The organism is Lachnoclostridium sp. An181 (assembly GCF_002160325.1).
In the GTDB taxonomy this organism is placed as follows: Bacteria; Bacillota; Clostridia; order Lachnospirales; family Lachnospiraceae; genus An181.
Genome location: NZ_NFKJ01000013.1, coordinates 71168 through 91679 on the forward strand (window position 1 = coordinate 71168; position 20512 = coordinate 91679).

10 protein-coding genes, 7 tRNA genes and 2 rRNA genes are annotated in these 20512 nt (G+C 42.9%); all 19 read right to left on the reverse strand.

Annotated features, from left to right (window positions below; genetic code table 11):
• Positions 1-72 precede the first annotated feature (72 nt).
• Positions 73-6078 carry an NPCBM/NEW2 domain-containing protein gene (locus B5F18_RS09045; RefSeq protein WP_087157350.1) on the reverse strand — a complete coding sequence of 2002 codons (6006 nt, stop codon included), beginning with the start codon at positions 6076-6078 and terminating at the stop codon, positions 73-75.
• A gap of 205 nt (positions 6079-6283) precedes the next feature.
• On the reverse strand, positions 6284-6865 hold the full coding sequence (locus B5F18_RS09050; protein WP_087157351.1) for a nucleoside recognition protein: 582 nt from the start codon (positions 6863-6865) through the stop codon (positions 6284-6286).
• 63 nt (positions 6866-6928) lie between these two features.
• Positions 6929-9244: a leucine-rich repeat domain-containing protein gene (locus tag B5F18_RS09055; RefSeq protein ID WP_087157352.1), complete on the reverse strand. Its 2316-nt coding sequence runs from the start codon at positions 9242-9244 to the stop codon at positions 6929-6931.
• A gap of 187 nt (positions 9245-9431) precedes the next feature.
• Entirely contained in the window at positions 9432-10544 is a 1113-nt protein-coding gene (locus B5F18_RS09060; RefSeq protein ID WP_087157353.1) for an ABC transporter ATP-binding protein, read from the reverse strand.
• 124 nt (positions 10545-10668) lie between these two features.
• A complete protein-coding gene (rsmI, locus tag B5F18_RS09065; RefSeq protein WP_087157354.1) occupies positions 10669-11511 on the reverse strand; it encodes a 16S rRNA (cytidine(1402)-2'-O)-methyltransferase in 843 nt (280 codons plus the stop codon).
• The gene (locus tag B5F18_RS09070; protein ID WP_087157355.1) at positions 11511-12272 is read right to left on the reverse strand and encodes a tRNA1(Val) (adenine(37)-N6)-methyltransferase; all 762 of its coding nucleotides are present in this window, start codon (positions 12270-12272) and stop codon (positions 11511-11513) included. The genes rsmI and B5F18_RS09070 overlap by 1 nt, the downstream gene beginning before the upstream one ends.
• Positions 12262-13173: a PSP1 domain-containing protein gene (locus B5F18_RS09075; protein ID WP_087157356.1), complete on the reverse strand. Its 912-nt coding sequence runs from the start codon at positions 13171-13173 to the stop codon at positions 12262-12264. Before B5F18_RS09075 ends, B5F18_RS09070 begins: the two co-directional genes overlap by 11 nt.
• Before the next feature lie 3 nt (positions 13174-13176).
• A complete protein-coding gene (locus tag B5F18_RS09080; protein ID WP_087157357.1) occupies positions 13177-14169 on the reverse strand; it encodes a DNA polymerase III subunit in 993 nt (330 codons plus the stop codon).
• A gap of 75 nt (positions 14170-14244) precedes the next feature.
• Entirely contained in the window at positions 14245-14835 is a 591-nt protein-coding gene (locus B5F18_RS09085; RefSeq protein ID WP_087157362.1) for a guanylate kinase, read from the reverse strand.
• A gap of 9 nt (positions 14836-14844) precedes the next feature.
• Complete coding sequence (locus B5F18_RS09090; protein ID WP_087157358.1) at positions 14845-16242, reverse strand: aminotransferase class I/II-fold pyridoxal phosphate-dependent enzyme; 1398 nt, start codon at positions 16240-16242, stop codon at positions 14845-14847.
• Between the two features lie 142 nt (positions 16243-16384).
• Positions 16385-16457 (reverse strand) — tRNA-Lys (locus tag B5F18_RS09095).
• 3 nt (positions 16458-16460) lie between these two features.
• Positions 16461-16533, reverse strand: a tRNA-Phe gene (locus tag B5F18_RS09100).
• A 26-nt stretch (positions 16534-16559) separates the two neighbouring features.
• A tRNA-Met gene (locus B5F18_RS09105) sits at positions 16560-16633 on the reverse strand.
• A gap of 61 nt (positions 16634-16694) precedes the next feature.
• Positions 16695-16776, reverse strand: a tRNA-Tyr gene (locus B5F18_RS09110).
• Between the two features lie 34 nt (positions 16777-16810).
• Positions 16811-16883, reverse strand: a tRNA-Thr gene (locus B5F18_RS09115).
• A 23-nt stretch (positions 16884-16906) separates the two neighbouring features.
• Positions 16907-16979: transfer RNA gene (locus tag B5F18_RS09120), tRNA-Val, on the reverse strand.
• A gap of 7 nt (positions 16980-16986) precedes the next feature.
• Positions 16987-17060: transfer RNA gene (locus tag B5F18_RS09125), tRNA-Asp, on the reverse strand.
• A 92-nt stretch (positions 17061-17152) separates the two neighbouring features.
• Positions 17153-20040, reverse strand: a 23S ribosomal RNA gene (locus tag B5F18_RS09130).
• Positions 20041-20415: 375 nt separating this feature from the next.
• Positions 20416-20512 (reverse strand): 5S ribosomal RNA (rrf, locus tag B5F18_RS09135); the annotation flags it as partial.

A 20512-nucleotide genomic window follows, 5' to 3' on the forward strand; every position in this document is an offset into this window, starting at 1 on the left:
AGCAGATACGCAAAAAAAAGTACAACTTATTCTCTGTTTTCGAGAATAAGCTGTACATTTTATCTAATTTATTTATTTTGCCTTTCTTTTTCTGATTGCCAGAGCAGTCAGCGCTGCTCCTGTCATCAAAATCAGCCATACCCAAGCCTGTGTTGCATCGCTTGTCTTTGCAGATTTTACTGTCTGCACTCCTGTATCTTTTTGTGTTTCATTTTTATCAGCTGATGTGACCTCTTCACTTCCTTTGGCATTTGCAACGGTATGTTCATCCACACTGGATGCAGGCGTAAGTTTCTCCATGGCATCTTTCAATGCACCCTCCGCTGCTTTTACATCTTCGGATTTTGCCTGCTCATCTTCGTAAACTGCTTTTGCATCCGCAAACACAGACCTGAATGCTGCTAAGCTTTCTTCCTCGTAATCGGATTGCAAAAGTTCTGCTGCCTCTTTTAACAGCTCTTGCAGCATACTCTTATCCGGTTTCAGCTGCAGTCCTGACATTGCACTCAAAAGAGTTCTCCAGGATGTATCCACCTCTGTCTGCATTGCATTCCCATCTTTGTACACTACTTTTGCATCTGCAAGCGCCTGATTGAAACCATCCTTTCCATCATTCAGATAGTTGTCAAGATTTGCTGCCATCTCTTCTGCCAATTCTATCACTTTTCCAAGGTCTGTCTTGTCTCCCTGCTTAAAGGACAGATACTGCATGGCAAGGATCAGTTCCTGCCAGGCATTGTCGATTATTTCCTGCGTTACATCTGCATTGCCGGTCTTGGCTTTCTCTAAAACTTCTTTTGCATTTGCAAGAGCTGCATTGTACTTTTCTGCCACAGATGTGATCACACCATCTGTATTTATATCTTTTGCCAGTTCAAGTGCATACTCTAACACTGCAGTAGATAATTCTACAGGTTCCTGTGGACGCTGTGCCAAAGGTTTTATGAATTTTGCATCTGCCCAGTCTGCGTGGTCGTTGTAATTATTAGCGCCTTGATCTGCAATCAGCTCAATCGTACTTGCGCCTTTTACATCTACTTCCACCTTCATCATAGAGTCTGCCACTGTCATTTCTTTTTGGGAATTGAATTTTTCCACGCCATCCACGAGTACGCGGAATGTTACAGAACTTGGCACATTGCCCTGGCTTACCTGGTAATAGTCGATTCCAACATAAGCCTCAAATATTTCATACCCCTGTCCCTCGATATTGTAGATGATATTTGACTGTGCATGCGCACCGAGACCTTTTGCGAATTCTACCCGTTCGCCGTCCTCATTCACGAGCGCGATCGCTCCTCCGCTTGGACTTCGGTCAATTTCAAGGTTTCCATATCCTACCTCTGTCTTTGTGGCAAGATCCATTCTGTCAGATGCGTATTCCAGACCTTCTGCTGATATAACAATGTTGTAAACTTTCTTTGTCTTTCCATCCGGTGCTGTGACTTCTGCCTGGACCTTGTTTTCTCCTTCGTAGATTGTAAAGTCAGCCTCTGCTTTTCCAACACCCTCTGCTTTTTGTGTATCTGTAAAGAGCACTACTTTTGCATCATCCATCAGTGCTTTGGCCTGTACATGAAGTGTTCCTTTGTTCATATTAATGTCATAATCCAGTACATCCGGTTTTAATGCGTCAAACGCAGGTGTCATCGTCTCATCTGTTTCAAGACTCAACAGATCCGCATTGTCTTCACTTTTAACCACAATATTCAATGTGTAGAAGGAAGTTATCCACATATTTTCCGACTTATTCGCAACAATGATACGATTTAACCCTTCTCCCAACTCATACTTGGCTGTAAGTCCTTCTGTGCGGACATTGTCTTTTGTGATGCTCGTTGTCTGTTCCTGCGCTCCCTGTACTGCCTCAATCGAAACTTCTGCATCCTCTTTTTCAACATAGACTGTATATTCTTTTTTCTCCGGTTCAAATCCATCTACACTCCGTCCGTTTACTTTTAAATCAGCAAGTGTAGATTCGTTATATCCATCTCTGAATAGATACAGACGTATTGACTTCTGAGTGATATTGTCAACTCCTGTCAATGTAATATCAAATGCATTGATCCCTGCAGTCAAATCTATATTTGCCAGGAATACCCCATCCTCCTGCGACTCATTTTTTACTTCCTTTTGGAAGAAAGACCGCGTAGCTGTGATTCTTGATACGCTATCATTTGTCTTTATTTCAATCTTTGCATCATCTGTGGTCAATGTTTTGAAATAACTTCCTGTTTCTTCTTTGATCGGTGCATCCAGGTTCACATTTTCCTCATTTACACGCAGTCCCTGCACTTCAATAGTTCCTTCCTCCTGCGTGCGGATCTTGATCTTGTAACTTGTGCTGCCTCTTTCAACTATCAATGTTTCCGGCAGTTTTATGATTGTTTCACATGCATCGGATAATTCTGCCAGAATATTTCCATCTTCATCTTTCAGGATTGTATCCACCTTTGCATTCTCCATGTCGTAGGATACGCGAATTTTATTTGCAGCTCCTTTTGGCATTATAAACACTGCGTCTTGTTTTTCAAATCCTTGTACCTTATTTCCATTGATATAGAGATTTTTCAGTTCTTCGTCCTCGCTTGTGTTTACTGCAACCTCTTCTTTTGAGGAGACCATCGTTCTGGACGGTTTTCCATATATATCCATGGCTGTCACTGCAACCTGAAGTACACCTGTTTCCTTCGGTGTGTATGTGCTGTTTGAAGTATAGATTACATCCTTTGTCCCGTCCTCCTTTTCAAGAGTCCACTGATAAACCATGCTGGATATCCCGTCTCCATCAGCCGCCTCTGCCTGAGCAGCCGCCTTTTCATTCACTCCGTTTACAGTAAGTTCAAGCTGTTCCACAACCGGTCTGTCATTGTCAAATTCTGCAAAAATCTGCTTTGCAGATGCACTTCCCATATCTTCACTTGTGGTCTCGCTTGCCTTTGCAATCTTTACATTTCCAAACATTGTTTCAAAATCTCTTCCGCTGTTTTTCCATGCGCAAAGTGCAAGATAAAGATCTCCGTCCGTAATTGCATGGATGTTGTTCTGCGTATTGGCCATCTGCCAGGTTCCGTTTGCATCTTTGTATCTTACTGTCGCTGTATCATCTTGAATTTCAATCTCAAAGGTTGTATTCGTCAACTGGTTGTCCTTTGCATTTCCGTTTCTCTCAGAAGCTGATGCGTTTTCTTCATAGACAGCAGTCACTCCGGACATGTGACCCTTTTTGCCGACAGAATAGTAATTATTTCCGTCTTTGTAAAGGATAATTCCTGCGTTGTTGTATCCTTCGCCTGTAACAGGAAGTCCTTTTACATCCACCTGTATCCTTAAGTCTTCCTTGTATTCTTTTGGAATAGCAAATTTTACAAGGTTATTGACATTTGTGCTGCCCCCGTAAAGCTCGCTTCCTGTCTGGGCAATAATTCCGATCTCGTCTTTTGTGCCGTACAGATTTTCCGGATACATGTTGTCAATCGTTACATTATCGTTGTACAGATGGTTGGTATTTCCATAGCTTTTTTCAAAGCTGTTGATCATCAAAATACCTGCACTCTTTCCGTCTTTTGCGGCCCTCACAAGGACAACGCCCTCTTTTAGGGCTGTATAGGAATCTCCGTCCACAACTCCCAGGTTACTTGGCTGTCCGCTTACCGGATCAAGAACTTCCAAAATCGCACCTTCTGTGTACGTAATGGATGTACTTTGGCCCTCCTCTGCAAATTCTGTCGTATCCGCACTGATCACAACCTCGCTTGCCTGTTTTTCGCCTACTGTGATCTTCGCTTCATCACTCTTTACAATGGTTCCATTCCACTCCACATATGAGAGCAGTGTCACTTCTCCTTCTTTTACACCTACTAACTCCTGCTGTTCATTTACATATGCAACAGACGGATCCGATGTCACATATTTTACCTTTGATGCACTGGTGATCAAATTGCCTCCTGTCTGATTTAAAGTCAATTCATTGTCTGCTATCTCCACATCTTCCTCTGACATTCTGTCTCCGCTTGTCGTCACATTTAAGTTTAGTCCGTCATCATAAGTGTTCCCCGAAATTTCTACGTTTTTACAGTTGGTAAATTTGAAGATATCCTTTGTAAGCGTCGTCTCATGGACCTCTGTGGAAACTTTCTGCTTTTCTCCGACTGCAATAGTATTTTGTGCATTCAGTTTTAAAGAAAGTCCTGCATCATCGCGAAGGATCTTATTGTTTACAATTTTAAGTCCATCCACACCATTTGCAGTCACTACATTGTCGTTTGCCATATGAAATTCATTTCCCTCAATGGTAATGTTCCTGTGCACAGGGATATCCCCTTTTGACGGAGGCGCATCCTGCACACCTGTGAGGACAACCGGATCCACAAAAATACCGGACACATTTCCCCACTCGTTTTGTCCGGTCGGCCGGATATAGAACTTGTTGTTGCGGATCGTCATGTCCCGGATCGGCCCGGATTCATACCAATAATTTGCGTCATTTGACAAGTAAATGTTTGCCATTGCCATGTTGTCAAATGTGTTATTTTCAATAATGACCGGTTTTCTCACCGTACAAAGAATTCCTCGCGTCGGAATGCTCTTCATATGATTTCCGCTGATATGTACTTCCGGCGTGTATGTCACATTTTCTGCCACATACAGTCCCTCCTTTTGTGAAGAATTATTTCTTGTAACCTTTATACGCAGATCATTTAACGTCTCTTCGCTGAATTCTTCCTTAAACGTCACGATTTCTGTGCGCATGTCCAGTTTCTCACCATTATATTCTTCCCCCGGAGCGATTGAGGATTTTACAATGTATGGTTCATCTTCACTCTCACCTGCCGGCGGCTCCAGATATGTCCTGGAGTAAAACAAAACCTCGTCTCCTTCATGGAACTGCCTGAATCCTCCCTGCTGTCCATGAATGTATTGCACTTTCAAGGTACGGTTGTCAATGACTTCCTCCACTCTCATATAACTTCCGTGGATATTGATCGGATCGTCATGGGACATGGAAAAATTACAGTCCGTCACTTTAAAGTAACCGCCGCATCCTGCTACATGGAGCTGGTCTGCATTGCTTGTCGTATATTTTCCAGTACCGTATCTTGGGAGAAAATCCACGCCTTTAAACTCTACATTTTTACACATCTGTGTCAGCCATCCAAAACCACTCAGATAGTGCACATCAATGTTGTCCACCAAAACATTTTCACTTTCCCAGAAAAACGCTCCTGCTGTCTTTCTCGTGGCAGAATCGCTCAGAAGGAAAATGTTGCCCACTTCCTGGTCTTTTGGTCTTTGTCCATCATACGTGAATCTCAAAACATTTTCACCTGTTTTTTGTATGGATGATACATTTGTAAATGGATTGGAAGCCGCCTTGTCACTCGCCCTTGCAACAGTCTGATCATATCCTTTGTATATAACAAGATAAGCGCAGAAATCCGCACTCTGTTTCTCCCAATAAGGTTTTCCTGTAACCGGGCTTGTCTCTCCTTGCCATGTTATATTTTTTCCGTCTTCACTGATCACATAATCATAATTGGCAGGAATATAAAAATCCGCATATTCCTTTCCATTTTCATCTACACCATTTCCAACCACGCTGATATCCACAGTATCCGGGTCCTGATAATCCAGCACAAAATCATGGAATGTCACATTTTCACTTTCTACTGCAGCAAGCGCCATCATATCGCCATGCATGATGAGCGACGAACCATTTCCCTCAAAGGTCACATTGTCCACATTCTCAAGAAGAATTGCAATTGACTTTTCCGGGTAGGACAAACTGCTTGTGTTTGACGTATGATACACCCTCTTTGCCGCATAATCTTTCCAGAAATGGTATTCTCCTTTTGGGAAATTGACAGTTACACTTCCCTGTGTCTCCTTTGCTTTTTCCAATGCCTTTTTCACAGCATCCGTACTGTCATTTTTTCCGCTGGGATCTGCTCCAAACTTTGTTACATCAATGACAGTACTACTTTTTTCCTTTGCCTGTGCATGCCCCATTCCGGTGATGCCGACCCCGGAAATCACCATACACACTGCCAGCACGACTGCGAATAGTTTTTTCATCATAAACTCCTTTCCTTTTCTCTCTCTTTATACTGTTTGGTTCATCAAAAAGATATCACTTTTCTTCAACTAAAAAAATACATTTTTCTACTTTATTGTTATAATTTTTTATTATAACATTTTTTTAATTTTAATTATAAATTTTTTCCAAAATTTCAAAATATAATTATAAACATTTCAATTTTTAAATTATAAAAGGCAAAGAGTTTCACACTCTTTGCCTTCTGTCCTTCCATTTACAAAACAAAATCCCGGCTCCCGTACTCACACAGGTCGCCACAATCCCGGCTCCTACTATTCCGGCCGGGTTCACACTGCCATACTGACTCCTGTAAGCGATTACATTCATCGGTATCAGCTGCAAAGAAGAAATGTTCAAAATCAAAAAATTACACATATCATTGCTGGCCACTTTACTGTTACCGTTGAGCTCTCCCAACTGCTCCATGGCTTTTAATCCCGCAGGTGTCGCAGCCCATCCAAGCCCCAGCACATTCGCGATAATATTGGTGCAAATATACCCTTCCGCCGCATGCCCTTTTGGCACACCGGGAAAGAAAAACCGGATAAATGGCCGAAGTTTCCTGCTTAGCCCCTCTATCATCCCTGCTCCTTTGGCAATTTCCATCAGGCCCACCCACAAAGCCATGACGCCCATCATCGTGATGCAAAGTGTGATAGCCTCCTTGGATGAATCCACTGCTGCATTGGTGATTTCCGGCATTTTTCCTTGAAAAGCACCGTACAGAATACCCACTGCGATCATACCTGCCCAGAGTTTATTTAACATACATTTATAACTCCTGTTTTTGATATATATATGTTTTCCTCTGATTTTTCATTCAACCATCAATCATTTATAAAACTTTTTAAATCCCATTACAGCAGCCAGAATTCCTACACCATATAACAGAATGGACAGCTCATCTGCTGTTTTAGGTGCCTTCTTTTCTGGTTTTTCATTTTTTTCTGTCTCTTCCTTATCCTGACCCGGCAAATTTTCTACCTTATCCACTACTGTTATCTCATGTTTTATTGGAGACAGATATAAAACATCCGAATATCTGGTTCCATCCATCTCCATATCTACACGAATACCGGATATATTGATCTGCTGCACACCTGGTTTTAATGCACGGATTCTTTCATCTTTTACAGAAATTATTTCATTTTCCTGGACATATGCATGAAAGGTTTTGCAAGTCTGGCCATTCCAAGTTACTTCCGGTTCTTTCTCTTCACCCGTATACATTTTATCCGGCTGAACGGTGACATTGTCTTCTATGCCACTGTTCTGTACTGTATAGATCAGTTCTGTGCCAATTTCAAATTCTAATGGAGCCACTCTCTCCAACTGCTGAAACAGGACTCTCACCTTATATTTTTCCTGCAGTCCCTCTTTTGGCACTGTGATGGTAAAGGCATAGTCGGAAAGTTCCTGCTCATCTGAAATTAAAGTTCTGTTTCCATCCATATCCGTGACTTCCACCCAGGATATCTTTCTGTAATGATCCGGGATATCTAATTGAAATGGCTCGGATGTAAAAGTACCGTTTTCATTTTGTTTGGAAATATCAAACACAAAACAATTTTTCCACGAAACACTGTCAGTCGGCGAAACATAGACATTCTGTATGTTAAAAGTCCTGTCAGCTACATACTCTTCCTCATCTCCCTGTACCTTAAATGTGATCGTAGGCTGCAATATAAAGTTTCCATTGAGAGCCTGTTCCTTGTCTATTGCAATTTTAAATCGGAATGTATTTCCCATAATCTGCAGATCAACTGCCCGGAAAATATTCTGAGGAATGGAGCTGTCCCACAGACAATTTCCTTTAAATTCTACTTTTACATCTTCAAGTTGTACCTTTTCATTTCCATTTCTATTGATGCGGCCAACAATATAATCCTCAGATATATATTCTTCTCCTCTTGTGTCAATATGCAATACTTTTTTATTTTCTATAGAAACATCCATTCCATACTCTGCTTTTTGCGTATAATGAACCGGCACATAAACACTCAAATCTGTACCATAAAAAGCAATTTCCAATTCCCCGGTAAATTCTCTGTTTACCCCCACCTTATTTTCTGCAAATTGGAGCACAGCCTCATTTTGTTTAACATCATAAGAAAGTTCTACTCCTTCCGGCTCTGTCCCGCTGAAATTTACCTGAATCAACGATTCCATTTCAAAGATAGACATGATAGTTTCAAAATGCTTTTCTACCCCTCCCATCCCTTTTATTTCCGGTAATGGGATTCTGTATTCTCTCCCTTTGGAAGGTATTTGAATATCATTTGTTCCCTCAATATTCACACTTTGATTTGTGGTTCCAACCATGATCGCTGTTTCCTGCTGTTCCTCAAAGCCTGGCATGCCTCCCGGCCACATTTCCTGATATTCCTGTGTCAGAAGATTTTCCAGTACAGAAAAATCTGTTATATGGTTTGCGCGAACTAGAATTGTTTTCAGATTTCCACTCTCTGCAACTGGTCTCAAAAATGAGATATCTTCCACGCCATTGCTTTCTATGCTAAGATACTCCAAATTTGTCAGTTTTCCAAGTGGAGAATGGTCAAAGCGTTCTCCTCTACGATTCGCAAAATGCATGTCCAAAAATTTTAAATTTTTCAGATTTCCCAAAGGTTCGATTCCGGAAATAAAATTATTATAAATATTGAGTCTCTCCAACTGCGTCATATTTCTCAATGGCTCTAATGAAAAAATATTATTTCGGTCCAGATCAATGCTGGTCAATTTTTTTAAATTCTTCAAGGGAGACAAGTCAGTAATACGATTTTCACTCAAATCCAAAGTTTGCAGATTAACCGCATACTGCAGCCCTTCCAATGATTCAATCCCCCTGTTATGTTCCTTCAAATCTTCTGCAGGACTCTCTATATATGGCATAGAATCACTGTTCAATTTTGTCAGCCTTTCCATATCTGCTTTTGTAATTTTATCGCCTTCCTGTTTTCCCAATGTGTCACAAATCAACTGATTTAAATGGGCATCCGGTATATTCACCTCAGTTTCTTTTTCCGTCATCTCTGCCGCCTCAACTGTCCGCATACTATTTCCGATTTCCGAAATTTTAAACCCTGAAATGCACATACTTACAGTACAAGCGATAGATAACATTTTTACAATACTTTTCTTTTTCATTCTCTCACTCCTCACTTAATTATTGCCAATATTATATCTTTAGTTAAATACGTTAGACAAATTGAAAATAAATATAATTTTGCTCTTTTATTTCTTTTTTCTATAAAAAACACCGCATAGCTTTTATTGCTATGCGGTATCTTTTACATGGCCGAATGACAGGAGTGTACGGCCATATTTATTTTAATTAGTTTGTAATGACTTTTTCTGTCTCTTTGTCAAATACGTGAATCTTCTCTGCGTCAAATGCAAATTTCACTTTATCGCCTGTTCTTGCGGTTGTTCTTGGATCAACTCTTGCTGTCATGCTTGCACCTTCATAATCAAAGTACAGATAAACTTCAGCACCGAGCATCTCATATACACGGATTGTAGCTTCGATGACTGTTTTCGGTGAAGAAGAAATATACATAGGCTCATCATGTACATCTTCCGGACGAATTCCAAGTACAACGGTCTTTCCATTGTATCCGCCGTCGATCAGTTTCTTTGCTTTTGCCGGAGGAAGTTCAATCTTTGTAGGACCAAGATTTAAAAGAGCATCCTCTCCATGTACCTCAACAACAGCATCCAGGAAGTTCATCTGCGGTGATCCGATGAAACCAGCAACAAACAGGTTGTAAGGTGTATCGTACAATACTTGAGGTGTATCTACCTGCTGCACGATTCCGCCATTCATAACTACGATTCTTGTACCAAGCGTCATAGCCTCTGTCTGGTCATGTGTTACATAAATGATCGTTGTACCAAGTCTCTGATGCAGTTTGGAGATCTCAATACGCATCTGTCCTCTTAACTTAGCATCAAGGTTTGATAAAGGCTCATCCATGAGGAATACCTTTGGATTACGCACAATGGCACGTCCCATAGCAACACGCTGTCTTTGTCCACCCGACAAAGCTTTTGGTTTACGGTCGAGCAATGCTTCCAGATCAAGAATCTTCGCTGCTTCTCTTACCATTTTATCAATCTCTTCTTTTGGAACTTTTCTCAGTTTCAGGCCAAAAGCCATATTATCATAAACTGTCATATGTGGATACAGCGCATAGTTCTGGAATACCATGGCGATATCTCTGTCTTTAGGTTCAATATCGTTCACCACTTTGTCCCCGATTTTTAACTCTCCGGACGTGATATCCTCCAATCCTGCGATCATACGCAGTGTTGTTGATTTTCCGCATCCTGAAGGTCCTACAAAAATGATAAATTCTTTATCTGCAATTTCAAGATTGAAATCTTTTACGGCTTCAAATCCATTTGGATACACTTTGTTAATGTGTTTCAATGATAAACTTGCCATTGGGCTGTTCCTCCTTAATTTCTAACTTGATTTCGATAGTAACAGTATAAAAAAAAGTCCCAGAAACTTCTAGGACTGAACTGCACAAACTTTTGTTTCAATTTTATACAACATGACGAACCCCTTATTTTTCCAGCAGGGCCTGATAGATTTCCCGTTTTCCCACACCTCTGTCTTTTGCAACCTGTTTCATCGCCTCTTTTTTCGACATTCCCTTGGAAAGATAAAGTTCCATATGCTCATGTAACGGCATTTCTCCCCAGGCTTTCTGTTCCTCTCTTTTTAATTCTTTTTGATCTCTTCCCTCTATCACAATCACACATTCACCTTGAGGTTTTTGTTCCTCATAATGGAAAATGGCATCGTCGAGGCTTGCCAGGAATACAGTCTCATGCCTTTTCGTAAGCTCCCTCACAACTGCTGCTTTTCTGTTTCCGAGCACATCCTTTAACTCTTTTAATGTCTTCAAAAGTCTGTGCGGAGCTTCATAAAATACCATTGTCCTCGTCTCATCCTGTATTTCCTTAAAAATATACTGTTTTTCCTTTTTATCAGACGGTAGAAATGCCTCAAACGCAAATCTCCTTGTCGGAAGTCCCGAAATTGTGAGAGCAGTAATACAAGCTGCTGCCCCTGGCACTGCGGTCACCGTGATTCCTTCTTCATGGCACATTCTCACCATCTCTTCTCCCGGATCAGAAATTCCAGGAGTTCCTGCATCTGTGATAAGCGCAATATCTTCTCCTTTTTTCAGTCTTTCTATCAGCTTTGTCCCTTTTTCAATTTTATTGTATTCATGATAGCTTGTCATAGGAGTACAAATGTCAAAATGATTCAATAATTTAATGCTGTTTCTTGTATCCTCAGCAGCGATCAAATCTACTTCTTTTAAGACCCTGACACAACGAAATGTCATATCTTCCAGGTTTCCGATCGGTGTTGCACAAAGGTACAGTGTTCCGGCCATTACTTTGCCTCCTTTCCTTCCACATTCAGATTGTAAAGGCGCAAAACCTCATCTGTATAGGAGCCGTCTTCATTATAAACAATGAGAGGGGGCTCCACTGTCATCCTTGAATTTCCATCCTTTGCCCCTTCAATGAGAACCATATTCGGTTCCTTTTTAAGAAACGGATGGACAAGCCTCATCCTCTTTGGCTCCAGTCGGTACGCTGTCATCTTGCTGAGAATCTCCGCAAGACGAAATGGTCTGTGTACCATATAAAATCTGCCTTTTTGAGGAAGTATCCTTGCGCTTTCCCGCAAAATATCATCCAGGCTGCACAGCACTTCATGTCTTGCAATCGTCTTTGCATCTGTCTCATTTTGAATGCCATGCATGCCGATCATATATGGTGGATTTACAGTGATGACAGAAAAAGAAGCATTCCCAAAGATTCGGGATGCCTCTTTGATGTCGCCTGTTACAATATCAATTTTTGAATCCAGTCCATTATGCACAACACTTCTTCTTGCCATGTCTGCACTTTCTTCCTGTATCTCCAGCCCGGTAAAGTGATCTCCCTTTGTCTTTGCCTCAAGAAGAATCGGGAGAATGCCTGTCCCTGTCCCAAGGTCCAGGGCTCTCTCCCCTTTTTTGATTTTTACAAAACTGGATAAAAGAGAACTGTCCATTCCAAAACAAAAACGTCCGGGATGCTGAATGATCTCATATCCTTTTATCTGTAAATCGTCCAGTCTCTCACCTGGTTTCAATTTAATTGTCATTTAATTTTGACCCCTTTTCTCCTTTTTCCAGGGCAGCCAGCTCTTTCATCTCCTCCCTGGAAAGTTTTACATCGTTCTTTCTTCTTCTTGGACGAAATTTCAAATCTGAAACTTTATATTCCCTGATTTCCTTCTCATCGTTTTCCAAAGTAACAACTACTTTCACAAGTTGACGCAAAACACTTACACTGTGTACTTCACCCGAAAGTCCTTCCACTGTCTTTACAGTATCCCCGATAGCCGGCAGCCTGCTGTTGAGCTCCTCATATGTCTCTTCCTCGTTCGTCAGACAACACATCAGCCTTCCGCATACACCCGAAATTTTGGTAGGATTCAGGGAAAGATTCTGTTCCTTCGCCATTTTAATAGAAACCGGGGCAAATTCAGACAGATACGTATGGCAGCAAAGAGGTCTTCCGCAGATTCCAATGCCTCCTCTGATCTTCGTCTCATCCCTCACTCCAATCTGTCTAAGCTCAATCCTTGTCCTGAACACAGAAGCCAAATCTTTTACAAGTTCACGAAAATCGATCCTTCCATCCGCTGTAAAATAGAAAAGAACCTTATTGTTGTCAAATGTATACTCTGCATCGATCAGTTTCATCTCCAGTCCGTGTTTCCGTATCTTGTCCAGGCAAATCTGAAATGCTTCCTTTTCTTTTTCCCTGTTTCTCTCTTCTATTCTCTTGTCCTCTTCAGTGGCAATCCTGATAACTGGTTTCAAAGGCTGTGTGATCTTCTCATCCTCAATCTCTTTGACACCGGAAACGACATTGCCAAATTCAATGCCCCTTGCAGTCTCCACAATAACCTGACTTCCAGGTTTTATATCCATATTGCCAGGTGAAAAGAAATAGATCTTTCCTGCTGTGCGGAATCTTACACCTATTACCTTTATCATCCTCTAATTCTCCTTTATCGTCAGCAACAAAAGCTCCATCACAAGCTCAAAGTTTACATTTGCCTTCAGCCTTGCTTTTGCCTTCTCCAGAGCGTCCAGAATTTCTTCAATTCCCTCATAGGAACTTTTATTTGCCTGATTTTTAATATACTTTAACTGGTCCTTAAAAATTACCCCATTGACGTCCTTGGTTGCCTTGTACAATAGGACATCCCTGTACCATACCATGATCAAATCCAGACAGTCCGTAATCTGAATCTTATAACTTTCAAGCCTTTTGATCGCCTGCATAAGCTCTGTCAGATCCATATCATTGATATACTTAAGTATTTGTATGGTCTCTTCCTTAATCTCATTAAAATGCTCGGATGTAGCAAGCATAATTGCCCGCCCCATATTGCCCTGTGCAAAGGAGGTGCAGATATCTGCCTGATAATCCGGCAGCTCCATCTGCTCCATCAAATATTTCTTAATGAGTTTATCTTTGATATTTTTCAGCTTTAGAATCACACACCGGGAACGAATCGTTGCAAGAAGGCTGTCCGCATTTTCCGCCAAAAGAAAGATCACAGCGTACTCCGGCGGCTCCTCAATTGTTTTTAAAAGAGCATTCTGTGCCTGTATGGAAAGAAGATCCGCATCCGGGATAATATATATTTTATATTTTGCATTGTACGGTTTGATGATAATATCATTGTTGATCATTGTTCTGACATCGTCCACACTGATCGTATTCGGTTTTTCATGACCCACTTTTATCACATCCGGACAATTGTCGTTTTCTATCTGTCTGCACGTACGGCATTCATAACAAGGCTGGGCCCCGCCTTTTTCACATTCCAGCGTCATGGCGAATAAATTGGCAAGCAGCTTTTTTCCCGAGCCTCTTTCACCATTCAGGATATAGGCATGTGAAACCTTATCCTGCTGGACTGCATTTTGTATATATTGAATGATGTCCTTGTGTCCAACAACACCCTGAAATCCATTATTCATATCATGACACCCCTTTCAGGTATTTTTACCTAAATTATTATATCATACCTTCCCTGTCAATCCTAGTAATTACTTCTATTTTTGAAGTTCCCCGCGAATCATATCAATAATCTCCACGGAACATTTTTCTTTATCTGTATTCTGAAACCTTCTTTTTATTCCTGCTTTTTCAATATTCTCCTCACAGAAATCCTCGGAATCAGCTAAAAATCTTCTGCACATCTCCGCATACTTTGGATTGTCCTGACTCTTCTCCCGATTCAAAGCTCTTTGCAGTCTCTCTCCATCCTCTACCTCGACATATATAGGCACAATCTTTTCTTCACCATAGTATTTCTTTACACTCTCATAAGACTCAAGTGTACCAATCATCAAATAATCATTTGTTCTCAAATTAATCTGACCATCGTCCACTGTAAAGTAACGCCATATTCCATACACTGTATTGTATGAGCGCACCTCGACGATTTTTTCCTCTCTTGCAAGTTTAGAGAGCGTCTCTTCCTTTACAAAAAAATACTCCACTCCTTCTCTCTCATCCTCTCTTTTCGGACGGGTTGTATACGGAATGATCGTACACAGATCAGGCAGTTCTCGATGAATCATTTTAAACATAGAATCTTTCCCAGAGCAGCTTTTTCCCATTACATAAAATATTTTTCCCATTTTTTTCACCTAATCTCTTTCTATCTGTATTTTTTTCTCTTCTTTTGTTCCTTCTATTATAAATCCACAGCTTTCATAAAGTTTTACACATTCTATCACATCCAAAGAAATCCTCTCTCCAGGTACAATGAGCGGAATTCCAGGGGGATAGACATAAACCATCTCGGCTGCTATCTTTCCTTCACATCTGTCCCAACAGACTGTCTCCTTTTCTTTTCTTTCCATCTCTGACATGGAAAAAATCTTTTCCGGTCTTGGTAAACTGACCATCTTTTGAGAATACGGCTGATAAATCCTTTCTTTGTCCAGTATTTCCAAAGCATCGCAAAGCCTTTTCATGCCTTGCTTTTTATCTCCCACAGATGTCATTGCCGTCACATAATGGACGGATGCCATCTCCATCTGTAAATGAAACCTGTCCAAAAGCTGCATCAACAGCTTACTTCCTGATATATCTGTATTTTTAGTTGAAATTAAAATCTTAGAAGGCTCCAGCCCATCTGGCTCCATCAAATGAAGATTTTGAAGTTTCCGAAGTCTTTCCCTTGTCTCATTTAACATTTCTGCATAAGATTCAAATACTTCTGCAGCATCCTTTTTCAGCCACCGGATACATGCATCCAAACCTGACATCAATATGTACGAAGGACTGCTTGACTGCAGCATAGATAAATATCTCCTTACTTTGTCTCTTTCAACAAGACATCCATTGATGTGTAAAAGACCGGACTGAGTCAGAGCGGGAAGCGTTTTATGCAGACTGTGGATGACAATATCTGCTCCATATACATTTGCATTCTTTGGAAACACGGGATGAAATCCAAAATGTGCTCCATGTGCTTCATCTACGATCAATGGAATTCCTCTTTTGTGCACACTCTCTGCAATCTTTCGTATATTGGATACAACTCCATCATAAGTGGGAGATACGATCACCACAGCTTTTATATCCGGATAAATGGAAAGCTGCCTTTCCACCTCGTCTTCACTGACTCTCCCGCTGATGGATTCCTCCTCTATATATTCCGGATACAAATATTTTGCATCAAGCTCATTCATGTAAACTGCATTGTACACAGATTTATGACAATTTCTTGCCATAAGAATCCTGTCACCTTTTTTTGTACATCCAAAAATCGCTGCCAGAATTCCAACTGTACTGCCATTTATCAAAAAATGAGATTCTTCTGCTCCGTATACATCCTGTGCTATCATCTGGGCATCTTTCAAAACTCCTCTTGCGTGATGGAGGTCATCAAATCCTTCTATCTCCGTGATGTCCAGCCTGTACGGCAGTAACCCGGTATTCAGTCCTAAAATCTTATCGTTTCTTTTATGCCCGGGCATATGAAATCCGTAATAATCAGACTTTGCATATGCTCTTAGCATTTCATAAAGTGTTTCCATCCACTTCTCCATTCTGTTCATATGATTTTACATTGATAACCATTGTACAGTCTTCAACAATCTTTTGTCAAATGTGCAGCCATAAAAATGATCTTTTTCCTAAAAACAAAAAACGTATCTGTTTTCAGATACGTTTCAAACATGAAGCATCGGGGATTCGAACCCCGGACAACTTGATTAAAAGTCAAGTGCTCTACCGACTGAGCTAATGCTCCATATGCCCAAAGCCGGAATCGAACCAGCGACACGAGGATTTTCAGTCCTCTGCTCTACCAACTGAGCTATCTGGGCTTACTCTATTAAATTTTTAATAGAAATTGCGGGAGCAGGATTTGAACCTACGACCTTCGGGTTATGAGCCCGACGAGCTACCAGACTGCTCCATCCCGCGCTATTTAATTAATTGTAATGCTTTCATTCCGAATTGTCAAGAACCCGTACCAAAAAGCAAATGGATGGAGGTGGATTCGAACCACCGAAAGCGTTGCTAACAGATTTACAGTCTGCCCCCTTTGGCCACTCGGGAATCCATCCAAATAAATCATTTCAGTATTTATTATGAAATGTAAGCCGATGATCGGACTCGAACCGATAACCTGCTGATTACAAATCAGCTGCTCTGCCAATTGAGCCACATCGGCATATTCTGTTTTTAGAAAATAAATGGGACCAATAGGGCTCGAACCTATGACCCTCTGCTTGTAAGGCAGATGCTCTCCCAGCTGAGCTATGATCCCATATAAGCGACCCGGATGGGACTCGAACCCACGACCTCCGCCGTGACAGGGCGGCGCTCTAACCAACTGAGCCACCGGGCCTCGCTTTAAAATAAAGGTTCATGCACCTTCAAAACCACATACAAGGGATAGTTCCTTTCTCTCCATCCATTTCCCACTTCTTCCAGCTCTCCTTGGTTATGCCCTCGACCGATTAGTAACAGTCAGCTCCATACATTACTGTACTTCCACCTCTGTCCTATCTACCTCGTCGTCTTCAAGGGGTCTTACAACTTTACGTTGGGATATCTCATCTTGAGGGGGGCTTCACGCTTAGATGCCTTCAGCGTTTATCCCTTCCCGGCTTGGCTACTCTGCCATGCTCTTGGTAGAACAACAGATACACCAGCGGCCAGTCCACCCCGGTCCTCTCGTACTAAGGGCAGCTCCTCTCAAATATCCTACGCCCACGCCGGATAGGGACCGAACTGTCTCACGACGTTCTGAACCCAGCTCGCGTACCGCTTTAATGGGCGAACAGCCCAACCCTTGGGACCTACTCCAGCCCCAGGATGCGATGAGCCGACATCGAGGTGCCAAACCACTCCGTCGATGTGAACTCTTGGGAGTGATAAGCCTGTTATCCCCAGGGTAGCTTTTATCCGTTGAGCGATGGCATTCCCACTTAATACCACCGGATCACTAAGCCCTACTTTCGTACCTGCTCCACCCGTCGGTGTCGCAGTCAAGCTCCCTTCTGCCTTTGCACTCTTCGAATGGTTTCCGACCATTCTGAGGGAACCTTTGGGCGCCTCCGATACCCTTTCGGAGGCGACCGCCCCAGTCAAACTCCCCACCTGACATTGTCCCCCAGCCGGGTCACGGCTGCTGGTTAGAAATCCAATACCGCAAGGGTGGTATCCCAACAGCGGCTCCATAAAGACTGGCGTCCTTACTTCTTAGCCTCCCACCTATCCTGTACATGCAATACCGAATCCCAGTATCAAGCTGGAGTAAAGCTCCATGGGGTCTTTCCGTCCTGGCGCAGGTAACCAGCATCTTCACTGGTATTTCAATTTCACCGGGTGCATTGTTGAGACAGTGCCCAAATCATTACGCCTTTCGTGCGGGTCGGAACTTACCCGACAAGGAATTTCGCTACCTTAGGACCGTTATAGTTACGGCCGCCGTTTACTGGGGCTTAAGTTCAGACCTTCGCTTGCGCTAAGCCCTCCCCTTAACCTTCCAGCACCGGGCAGGCGTCAGCCCATATACTTCACCTTTCGGTTTTGCATAGACCTGTGTTTTTGCTAAACAGTTGCTTGGGCCAATTCTCTGCGGCCATCTTACTGGCACTCCTTCTCCCGAAGTTACGGAGTCATTTTGCCGAGTTCCTTAACAATGCTTCTCCCGTCGGCCTTAGGATTCTCTCCTCATCCACCTGTGTCGGTTTACGGTACGGGTACAGGATAAACAATAGCGGCTTTTCTTGACGCATGGCTCACATACTTCGCTACTTCTGGTTTCGCTCCGCATCACGTCTTCAGATTGCCAGGCGGTTTTTCCTACCTGACTCCTACCTCGCTTGCCCCGGTCTCTCCATTCCCGGGTCATGCTCTCCACACGTGTCCCCACAGTTCTGTTATCCTGCAGTACAGGAATCTCAACCTGTTGTCCATCGACTACGTCTTTCGACCTCGCCTTAGGTCCCGACTTACCCAGAGCAGATCAGCTTTACTCTGGAAACCTTGGATATTCGGCCGGAAGGATTCTCACCTTCCTCTCGCTACTCATTCCGGCATTCTCTCTTCTCAACAGTCCATCGTTCCTTTCAGTACGACTTCGCCCCGTTGAGAATGCTCCTCTACCGATGTATCTCATACATCCCTGAGCTTCGGTGGTGTGTTTCAGCCCCGGACATTTTCGGCGCAGGACCTCTCGACTAGTGAGCTATTACGCACTCTTTGAATGTATGGCTGCTTCTAAGCCAACATCCTAGTTGTCTTCGAAATCCCACATCCTTTTCCACTTAACACACACTTTGGGACCTTAGCTGCAGGTCTGGGCTCTTTCCCTTTTGACTACCCAACTTATCTCGTGTAGTCTGACTCCCATGAATCATCTTACTGGCATTCGGAGTTTGATATTCTTCGGTAAGCTTTGACGCCCCCTAGGAAATTCAGTGCTCTACCTCCAAAAGACTCTCATGAGGCTAGCCCTAAAGCTATTTCGAGGAGAACCAGCTATCTCCGGGTTCGATTGGAATTTCTCCCCTATCCACACCTCATCCCCACCCTTTTCAACGGATGTGGGTTCGGTCCTCCATTGCCTTTTACGGCAACTTCAACCTGGACATGGATAGATCACCCGGTTTCGGGTCTGCTCCGTCTGACTTCCCGCCCTATTAAGACTTGGTTTCCCTTCGGCTCCAGACTTTTCGTCCTTAACCTCGCCAGACGACGCAACTCGCCGGACCGTTCTACAAAAAGTACGCGGTTGTGCTTTCAACGCACTTCCACAGCTTGTAAACACAGGGTTTCAGGTTCTCTTTCACTCCCCTCCCGGGGTCCTTTTCACCTTTCCTTCACAGTACTATGCGCTATCGGTCACTAAGGAGTATTTAGCCTTACGGGGTGGTCCCCGCTCCTTCCTACAAGGTTCCACGTGTCTCGTAGTACTCTGGATCCCGCTCGCTCCCTTCCGTTTTCAAGTACGGGGCTTTCACCCTCTCTGGCTGGCTTTCCCAAAACCATTCCTCTAACTTCCAGGTCACTTCTCGCGGTCCTAACCCCGGAGTGCACGCACTCCGGTTTGGGCTCTTCCGCTTTCGCTCGCCGCTACTGACGGAATCGATGTTTCTTTCTCTTCCTCCGGCTACTTAGATGTTTCAGTTCACCGGGTTCCCCTCCATGCACTATGGATTCATGCATGGATACGTAAGGTCTGCTTACGTAGGTTTCCCCATTCGGACATCCACGGCTCGATGGATATTTGCTCCTCCCCGTGGCTTTTCGCAGCTTATCACGTCCTTCTTCGGCTCTTAGTGCCAAGGCATCCACCCTGCGCTCTTTCTAGCATAACCAACTCGATCCCCTCTGCGGGTACAGAAGGCATCTTCACATGTATAGCGTTACATGTGTTGGCTGTTCTCAGTGTTTCTTTGGTCTCTCGCCTCTCGGCGATCCACCTCGGATGTCTTGATATTTTTCTCTATCTCTTATATGCGGTTTTCAAGGTGCATTCTGACTGATGTTATCAGTCATCAGAACTTTGAAGGCCTCTTCAAACCTCTGATCACTGGTAAGACCAGCGTCTTATCGTTAACAGCACTTCCCTGCTGATGGGGTTAGCAAAAACCCTTCTGTCCAAAGTCTCTCTCAGGTGCCTTCCTTTTCGGTCTTCCCCTTTTCTCTGGTACTGGCTTTTACCGGTATCTATATGAATCTTTCTTTTTTTACTCTGGCGGCCACCTACTCTCCCACACCGTCTCCAGTGCAGTACCATCGGCCGCTTAAGGCTTAACCTTCGTGTTCGGGATGGGTACGGGTGTTTCC

Excerpts from the sequence above, each read along its gene's own strand:
- B5F18_RS09045 (WP_087157350.1), bottom strand. The coding sequence starts at position 6,078 with ATGATGAAAAAACTATTCGCAGTCGTGCTGGCAGTGTGTATGGTGATT.
- B5F18_RS09050 (WP_087157351.1), bottom strand. The coding sequence starts at position 6,865 with ATGTTAAATAAACTCTGGGCAGGTATGATCGCAGTGGGTATTCTGTAC.
- B5F18_RS09055 (WP_087157352.1), bottom strand. The coding sequence starts at position 9,244 with ATGAAAAAGAAAAGTATTGTAAAAATGTTATCTATCGCTTGTACTGTA.
- B5F18_RS09060 (WP_087157353.1), bottom strand. The coding sequence starts at position 10,544 with ATGGCAAGTTTATCATTGAAACACATTAACAAAGTGTATCCAAATGGA.
- rsmI (WP_087157354.1), bottom strand. The coding sequence starts at position 11,511 with ATGGCCGGAACACTGTACCTTTGTGCAACACCGATCGGAAACCTGGAA.
- B5F18_RS09070 (WP_087157355.1), bottom strand. The coding sequence starts at position 12,272 with ATGACAATTAAATTGAAACCAGGTGAGAGACTGGACGATTTACAGATA.
- B5F18_RS09075 (WP_087157356.1), bottom strand. The coding sequence starts at position 13,173 with ATGATAAAGGTAATAGGTGTAAGATTCCGCACAGCAGGAAAGATCTAT.
- B5F18_RS09080 (WP_087157357.1), bottom strand. The coding sequence starts at position 14,169 with ATGAATAATGGATTTCAGGGTGTTGTTGGACACAAGGACATCATTCAA.
- B5F18_RS09085 (WP_087157362.1), bottom strand. The coding sequence starts at position 14,835 with ATGGGAAAAATATTTTATGTAATGGGAAAAAGCTGCTCTGGGAAAGAT.
- B5F18_RS09090 (WP_087157358.1), bottom strand. The coding sequence starts at position 16,242 with ATGGAAACACTTTATGAAATGCTAAGAGCATATGCAAAGTCTGATTAT.